The 7761-nt window shown below is 37.8% G+C and carries 7 protein-coding genes; 5 read left to right on the forward strand and 2 right to left on the reverse strand.

The features are described from left to right. Positions 1-325: 325 nt before the first annotated feature. Positions 326-2470, reverse strand: coding sequence for a glycoside hydrolase family 18 protein (locus GH715_RS13765; protein WP_163578666.1), 2145 nt, complete (start codon positions 2468-2470; stop codon positions 326-328). A gap of 241 nt (positions 2471-2711) precedes the next feature. Here GH715_RS13765 and GH715_RS13770 point away from each other — a divergent pair, with 241 nt between their 5' ends. From GH715_RS13770 to GH715_RS21800, 5 genes are read left to right on the forward strand one after another with little or no spacing between them, the layout of a single operon-like run. Then, entirely contained in the window at positions 2712-3812 is a 1101-nt protein-coding gene (locus tag GH715_RS13770; protein WP_153835796.1) for an amidohydrolase/deacetylase family metallohydrolase, read from the forward strand. Beyond that, entirely contained in the window at positions 3790-4896 is a 1107-nt protein-coding gene (locus GH715_RS13775) for a DgaE family pyridoxal phosphate-dependent ammonia lyase (protein ID WP_153835797.1), read from the forward strand. Before GH715_RS13770 ends, GH715_RS13775 begins: the two co-directional genes overlap by 23 nt. Beyond that, the gene (dagF, locus tag GH715_RS13780; protein ID WP_153835798.1) at positions 4896-5648 is read left to right on the forward strand and encodes a 2-dehydro-3-deoxy-phosphogluconate aldolase; all 753 of its coding nucleotides are present in this window, start codon (positions 4896-4898) and stop codon (positions 5646-5648) included. Before GH715_RS13775 ends, dagF begins: the two co-directional genes overlap by 1 nt. Further along, on the forward strand, positions 5641-6657 hold the full coding sequence (locus tag GH715_RS13785; RefSeq protein ID WP_153835799.1) for a sugar kinase: 1017 nt from the start codon (positions 5641-5643) through the stop codon (positions 6655-6657). Before dagF ends, GH715_RS13785 begins: the two co-directional genes overlap by 8 nt. Next, on the forward strand, positions 6654-6785 hold the full coding sequence (locus GH715_RS21800) for a hypothetical protein (RefSeq protein ID WP_276208114.1): 132 nt from the start codon (positions 6654-6656) through the stop codon (positions 6783-6785). The genes GH715_RS13785 and GH715_RS21800 overlap by 4 nt, the downstream gene beginning before the upstream one ends. Positions 6786-6790: 5 nt before the next feature. Here GH715_RS21800 and GH715_RS13795 read toward each other — a convergent pair whose 3' ends face one another. Then, the gene (locus GH715_RS13795; RefSeq protein WP_153835800.1) at positions 6791-7093 is read right to left on the reverse strand and encodes a hypothetical protein; all 303 of its coding nucleotides are present in this window, start codon (positions 7091-7093) and stop codon (positions 6791-6793) included. Positions 7094-7761 lie beyond the last annotated feature (668 nt).

Here is a 7761-nt window from a genome sequence, read left to right on the forward strand (position 1 = left end):
CAGAGCACCCGTTTAGAAACGTAGCGACTTCAGAAGCAACTGAGATAAAGGAATCACGGTGAGTTTACGAACCGATGATGACTTATCGTAGGGCGATTCGTGAAACCGCATAGTTTCTGGGCGTTCGGAGCTAGACAAGTACCAAATTTTTATACTTTCTTTCCCCACAAAAAAAGCATGAAGAAATATTAAAGGCGATAAACCAGCCTTTATATTTTCTCCATGCCTAATCTCATTAGTAACATGTGAGCCGTGATTTAATTAGCCAATTCCAATTACATATAGATTAACATAACATAGGATTAGTTGTCTATACCTAAATATATCAATAATATCTACGCAATTTTGATACGAAAAACACGATGCTACCGCCAGTTATTAATAGTAAGCCGATTAATAAAAAATCGAATTGGTTCGTAGCAGTATCTGGAAGAGGCTGACCTTCTGTTTGCTCATTTTGACTTTGGGGAGACGTAGTACTTTCTTTTTCGTTGTTCCCATCGTTCTTGTCGTCTTGATCCGTATTATTAGTGGAAGGTTCTTCCGTTGTTTTTTCTTCGTTATCTATTTCAGACTCATTGCCTTCCTTTTCATCTTCTGTTTGTTCTTCATCAGGAGTGCTATTCTCGAATACCCCGTATAAACTAAAATGAGCAACCTCTGCCATAACGATTTGTTGTTCGTTATCGTACTCGACATCTATTTCTTTCTGTTTTTCACCATTCTCCTCCAATAAATAAACAACTAATTGATCCCAATTTTCTATCTTGTCTTCATTCACAGTGAAAGTCAATGTAACTTGATGCTCGCCAAAGTCAGCCATTACTTCTTCTCCAGCTAATATCTTTAAATCATAAATAGAGCTAACTTGATTATTATGCTTATTGTTTATCTCCTCTCCAGCTTCGGCAAACTGGAAGGTGATATTCTCTTCTTTCTGCAACAATGCAACAGGTACTTCTATAGCAATATCTTTATAATCAATCACTAACTCATAATCTTCTTGTAATTCTTCCAAAAGGGATGCATTAATAACGATGCTTTCCTGATTACTTGAGTTAGTATACATATACTGATTATCACTGATCTCGAGTTCTGCTATATCCTTAACCGTACCATCATCAGGAGGTGTAGGTTCGGGTGGTGTTGTGCCGTTTGTAAATTCATTAAAAATTACAGATAATAGTCTACTCTCACGATCTGCACTTAGCTCCCAAATCATCGCCCCGCCAAGTTGACGGTTTTCCAGATAGGCGATTTTATTCGCTATCGAACGTTCATCATCATAGGTAATAAACTCGCCTGTTTCTTCATTAAATAAATAGGGTACTTTGGAAACATCATTCCAATAAGCAGTATATTGCTCATCCGTTAATTTATTGGCCATAATATCATCATAATCATAGACCCCTGGTTCCCATGTTCCATCACCTGCACCTTGACAGTTTTGATAATAACCGCCATTAGGGCTATCATCCGCGTTATCACAATCAGCCCATGAACGACCATAAAAAGGTAATCCCATCACTAATTTATTGGCAGGTACACCCGCATTTAAATGTCCTTCGATTGCTGTGTCTACATTGAATACATCTGTGTCTGGTACTCCTGCGTCCATTGCAGCCGGATCAGCAAATAATGGAGCATTATGTGCACTGGTAGATTGCCAGCTTCCGTTAAAGTCGTAAGTCATAATGTCAATAAAATCAACTATTTCCGCAATTTTTTCCATTTCATTATTTTCTAGATAAGAAGGATTTGCACTAGAAGCAATCGCTAATTCATATTCCTTGCCGTCTTCTTCCTCTGCTTTGTCTAATTGATCACGTATCGCTTGTAATAACAAAGTGTGATTTTCTTTATCTTCCGGGCGGTGAACATTTCCTTCTTGCCCACCACTAACCGGGTATTCCCAATCGATATCTACACCATCCATTTCATACTTTCTCATAAAAGCAACTGCTGATTTTGCAAAAGTTTCCCTAGTATCTTCTGATGCTGCTATATGGGAGAAATTTTTCGAGAATGTCCATCCCCCAATAGATAATAAGGTACGTAATCCCGGGTTTTCATCCTTTAATATTGCTAAACCACCTAAGTTTCCATAAAAATTTCGATCCCAATCTTCTAATTCCTCTTCCGTAAGTCCTAATACATTAGGATTTTGATAATCTGCCCACGGATCAGCGGATACTACTGTACCATTTGTTACCCCTTCACAATCAGTTGTATCTGCATGACCTTCACCTTCCCAACAATAATCCGCAAATGCATAAACGATATGTGTTAATTTACTTGCATCAATATCTACCGCTTGATAATCTCTGCCATATGTTGACCATTGCGTATAATATCCGACAACTCGATAATCATCTGCTGATTCTGATGCAGTCATTTCTTCTGTTGCTAGGAATAATAAACCAACAGCAACTATTACAATTGCGACACAACCTGATACTAACCATTTCATAACATGTTGAAGTTTTCCTTTCACTATCACTCTTTCCTCCACTCCTTTAATAGATTAATAGAATACATATCGATGTAAGCGCAATCTATTTTAGGAACAATAGATAAGATGACTATACCTCTATACAAGATTATTAAACTTAGAAACTTTTGTCAATATATTAGACACAGGATTATTTTAAAATAAGGTATAGACATCTATACTTAAAATTGATATTCTTTTGTCATAAGGGGTGAAATACATGACATATTCGTATGTACTACAGAATGTGAAATTCACTACCGGGCGGAAAGTGGATATGGTGATTAGAAATGGCCGAATTGCTGAAATTACCAATGCTGGAAAAGGAATAGCGCAGGAAAAATTCAATTATTCTGGCTGTTATGTGTCGAGCGGGTGGATTGATTTACATGTACATGCAAATAAAGCATTATATCCATACGGAGACGAAATAGATAAAATTGGTGTTAAACAAGGTGTAACAACCATTGTGGACGCTGGAAGTTGTGGTGCAAACAATGTAAGCGATCTCCTTGATGCTGAGAAGGTACATAAGACAAATTTATATCTGTTTTTAAATATTTCAGCTATCGGCCTTACGAGAATGGATGAACTATCTAATCTGGAATGGATAGATGAACAGAAAGTGGTAGATGCCGTTGCTAAATACCACGAGAAAATCATTGGACTTAAGGCTAGAATAAGTAACAGTGTTGTAAAGGACAACAACATTATCCCATTACAAATCGCCAAAAAATTTTCTCGTCTTACCTCCCTACCATTAATGGTACATATTGGCTCAGCACCGCCAGCTATTAACGATATTTTAAGATTACTAGATCGAAAGGATATTGTGACACATTTTCTAAACGGGAAAAGCAATAATTTATTTGATCAGAATGGTAATCCACTAAAAGAACTGCAACAGGCAATCCACCGTGGGGTGTTGTTAGATGTTGGCCACGGCAGTGCAAGCTTTTCCTTTCAAGTTGCAGAATATGCCAAAAAGCATCAAATCTATCCTTTTTCGATCAGTACTGATATTTACCGGGAGAATCGGCAGAATGGTCCAGTGTACAGCTTAGCTCATGTAGCCAGTAAATTTCTCTATCTTGGCTACTCTTTGGAACAAGTCATCAATTCCATAACCACATACCCTGCCCAAGCTATAGGAATGCCTGAGTTAGCTACCTGTGCAGCAGGTGAAAATGCTAACTTAACAATATTTAAGATGGAAAATAAAAAAACGGTTTTAGTTGATTCAGTTGGAGAAGAGAGAATTACCAATCAAATGATCGTACCTAAAGGAGTGGTAAAAGATGGCGAACTCATTACATGCTAAATACGGGTTAAAGCGAGTCATTAATGCAAGTGGCAGAATGAGTATTTTAGGGGTATCGGCACCAAATGACAGTGTTATGGACGCAATGAAAATAGGAGCACAAAACTATATCGAATTAGCTGATTTAGTAGATAAAGCAGGGAGCTATATAGCGGATAAATTAGACAGTGAAGATGCAGTCGTCGTTAATTCTGCTTCTAGTGGAATCGCAATGTCAATTGCAGCTCTCGTAACAAAGGGAAATAAGTATGATAGTTTAAAGCTACACCAAAAAGACATTCCAGAAAATGAAGTGGTCTTATTTAAAGGGCACAATGTTCAATACGGAGCTCCAATAGAAACCATGATTCATTTAGGAGGTGGAAAACTAGTAGAAGCCGGCTATGCCAATGAAGGTAGGAAGGAACATTTAGAAGAAACGATAAACGACAATACGTGTGCTATTTTATATGTCCAATCTCATCATGCCGTTCAAAAAAACATGATAACGGTTGAGGATGCATGGGAAGTTGCCAAAAAATATGGCATTCCCTTCATTATTGATGCTGCTGCTGAAGAAGATCTGCAAAAATATATATCCTGTTCCGATCTTGTTATCTTCAGTGGTTCGAAAGCTATCGAAGGGCCAACCTCGGGGATTGTAGCTGGAAAAAAGCAATACATTGATTGGGTAAAAGTCCAATTATATGGAATTGGTAGAAGTATGAAAGTAGGAAAAGAAGCAATTTTCGGGTTACTTCAGGCAATTGATCATTTTTTTAACAAAGAAGATCATAGTCGAGAAGAACGAATCAGCCTTCAAGCCTTACATGTATTAAATGAATTGGATGGTGTAACCGTTGATATTGTCCAAGATGAAGCGGGAAGAGAGATTTATCGAGGAAGAATCAAGATTAATCCCATCCAAGCAAACATGAGTGCAGAAGAATTAGCTACTGCTTTAAGAATCGGAAAGATCGCTATCTACACTAGAGATTATGGAGTAAAGCAAGGCTTTTTCGATATTGATCCCCGCCCATTACAGGGAAATGATATCGAGATTATTGTTCAAAGAATCCAGAAGATTTTAGGAGGTAGTTCATAATGGCTTCTATTTTTAATCATTTTTATCAAAATCGGGTTGCTTTAAATGTATTAGCCAACAGTATCGATAACGCGAAAGATATCTATCAAACTGCTGAAAAACATGTACTAGTTGGTGTTCTGTCCAAGGATTACCGAACAACAGATGAAGCTATACAGGCTATGAAAGCGTATGGTTCAGCAATAGAGGATGCAGTCTCGATCGGACTCGGAGCAGGTGATAGTAGGCAAGCAGCAGTAGTTGCTGAGATAGCAAAACAATATACGGGAAAACATATAAATCAAGTATTTCCATATGTCGGACACACGAAAGCAAATACGGATAAGCAAGAATGTTGGATTAATAGCTTAGTAACACCTTCTGGGAAGATTGGTTACGTCAATATTTCAACAGGTCCTATTAGTGAACAAGCAGAAAAAGCAATTGTTCCTGTCAAATCTGCTATTTCATTAGTTCGTGATATGGGAGGAAAGGCAATTAAATATTTTCCAATGCAAGGTTTAGCGACAATAGATGAGTACAAAGCCGTCGCCAAAGCGTGTGGTGAAGAAAACTTTGCACTAGAGCCTACTGGCGGTATAGATAAAACAAACTTCACTGAAATATTGGATATTGCCTTATCAGCCAATGTACCGCAGATCATTCCCCATGTTTATTCATCGATTATTGATAAAGAAACTGGCAAGACTAACGTTGATGATGTAACCTTCTTACTACAACAAGTAAAAAAGCTGGTTGATCAATATGTCTAAAAAAATCGCAGCCTTTGGGGAAGTAATGATGCGTATGCAAGTGCCTGAGAATCTACTGCTGACACAAGCCAATTCTTTACAATATTCGTTTTCGGGTACAGGGGTAAATATTACTGGCAGCATCGAAAAATTAGGATATGAAAGTGCACTCATTTCAACACTACCAGCTAATCCAATTGGTGATGCTGCTATTTCTCATTTACAAAAGCTCGGCATTTCGACCGATTATATCGCCCGATCAGGTAATTATATCGGAATGTATTTTTTAGAGAATGGAATTGGTGCTCGGCCAAGTCGTGTAACTTACTCCAATCGTATGCAAAGTAGCTTTAATACCGCAAGTAAATCCAACTATTCATTTCATAAAATCGCTGAAGAGATCGACTTATTACATGTATGTGGGATAACACTAGCTATGAATGAAAATGTTCGACAGCAAATGATACGGTTAGCTAATTTAGTCAAGGAGCAAGGGGGTACTGTTCTCTTTGATTGCAATTACCGTCCTTCTCTATGGGGAGAAAACGGCCATCTAAAAGCAAAACCATACTATGACCAACTACTGAACATCGCTGATATGGTGATGATGAATGAGAAAGATGCACTTTACACATTGGAATACCACTGTCAGCATCAAGAACGTGAAAAACAGTTAGAGGAACTGATTCCAAAAGTGGCAGAGGATTATAACATAGCTATGATAGCAGGTACCCATCGAACAATTCATCATGATGACTCCCATTCTATCAAAGGCTATTTATATCAAGCAGGGAAATTTCATTATGCAAAGCAAGAACAATTTCGTGTTTTGGACCGAATCGGAGCTGGTGATGCCTTTGCAACAGGCATTATTCACGGAAAACTCCAAGACTATCAACCACAACAAACCATTCAGTTTGCAACCGCTTCATGTATGCTAGCACATACCATTGTAGGTGATACACCGCTATCGACCAAGCAAGAGATTTTACAAGCAAGCAACCACCAAATCCGTGATGTAATTAGATGATAACAACTTTCGGCAACAGCAGTGAAATGTTGCCGAAAGTTGCTGTTGGTGAAGTTGATGTAATTGGTGATATCTTCTGCTTCTTTCTTCAATTCAATCACAAAAGATATAGTTTGTTAATGAACTAAGGATTTTAGGTAAGAACAAAGGAACAGTAGATAAATAGAAAATTGTAAAGTGTAGTTCCCCCACCGAATTCCCAGTACCATAAAACAATCAAAGAGATTAAAAACCAAGTGATTCTCCAGATATTTGTGTTCTTTAAAGACTGAATAACGTAAAAAATTCCCCACAAAATATAACTAACCCCAAAGACAATGGAAATTCCCGGTGTAGAAACAGCACTCAAGGCATTTCCAAACCATGCAAACAAATTAAAAACTGACATTAAGAGTAAAATAATTATGTTGAGACTATGAAAAATCCAACCTCTCATTTTAGCCCTCCTAGTGATGACAAATATCTATTTGTCCCATTTTATACCATCATTCACTAAAAGGGTAAAATAAATTTATTCAACAACAACCATTAATCATCTTTATTCTATAACAATGAATATTGAAGTATACAAACTTATCATTTAAGAAAAACTGAGCAAAATTCACTCAGACCTTACCACTAAATGCTCAAGGTTTACGCTTCCTCTATTAGTTATTATGGAATACTATCAAATGCTTGATCACCACTCCGGCTGCACACTTTCCTTTCCGTGGGGTTTGCCCTTCAGCTAACTTTTTCGAGCCAAAACCGCTCGAAAAAGTGGATCTTCACGTCAAACAGTTTCCACAGGAGTGAAAGTGGGCGGCCTTCGCTATTATCAGGCTCTACAACGCTAGCATGAAGTAACACAGCTGCTTTTATACTCACGATAGCGGTCCATTGTAAAAAGTCAACCTATTACTTCTGACAAGAATTGTTGCACCTTCTCATAGCGGAGACTAATTACGGAGACTCCTGTGGGAATAGCACGAGCCGAAAATCCACTTTGCAAAGTGTTTTTCTTTGCAAAGTTAGTTGAGGCTGTGCCCACGGAAAGCGAAGTAATTAGTCGGAGCGTTGCCAATACGCATAAAACATTTCAAAATAACTACTTCAACCAACACA

The sequence above is a fragment of the Gracilibacillus thailandensis genome, from assembly GCF_010994055.1.
GTDB lineage: Bacteria > Bacillota > Bacilli > Bacillales > Amphibacillaceae > Gracilibacillus > Gracilibacillus lacisalsi.

Excerpts from the sequence above, each read along its gene's own strand:
- GH715_RS13775 (WP_153835797.1), top strand. The coding sequence starts at position 3,790 with ATGGCGAACTCATTACATGCTAAATACGGGTTAAAGCGAGTCATTAAT.
- GH715_RS13785 (WP_153835799.1), top strand. The coding sequence starts at position 5,641 with ATGTCTAAAAAAATCGCAGCCTTTGGGGAAGTAATGATGCGTATGCAA.
- GH715_RS13795 (WP_153835800.1), bottom strand. The coding sequence starts at position 7,093 with ATGAGAGGTTGGATTTTTCATAGTCTCAACATAATTATTTTACTCTTA.
- GH715_RS21800 (WP_276208114.1), top strand. The coding sequence starts at position 6,654 with ATGATAACAACTTTCGGCAACAGCAGTGAAATGTTGCCGAAAGTTGCT.
- GH715_RS13765 (WP_163578666.1), bottom strand. The coding sequence starts at position 2,470 with ATGAAATGGTTAGTATCAGGTTGTGTCGCAATTGTAATAGTTGCTGTT.
- dagF (WP_153835798.1), top strand. The coding sequence starts at position 4,896 with ATGGCTTCTATTTTTAATCATTTTTATCAAAATCGGGTTGCTTTAAAT.
- GH715_RS13770 (WP_153835796.1), top strand. The coding sequence starts at position 2,712 with ATGACATATTCGTATGTACTACAGAATGTGAAATTCACTACCGGGCGG.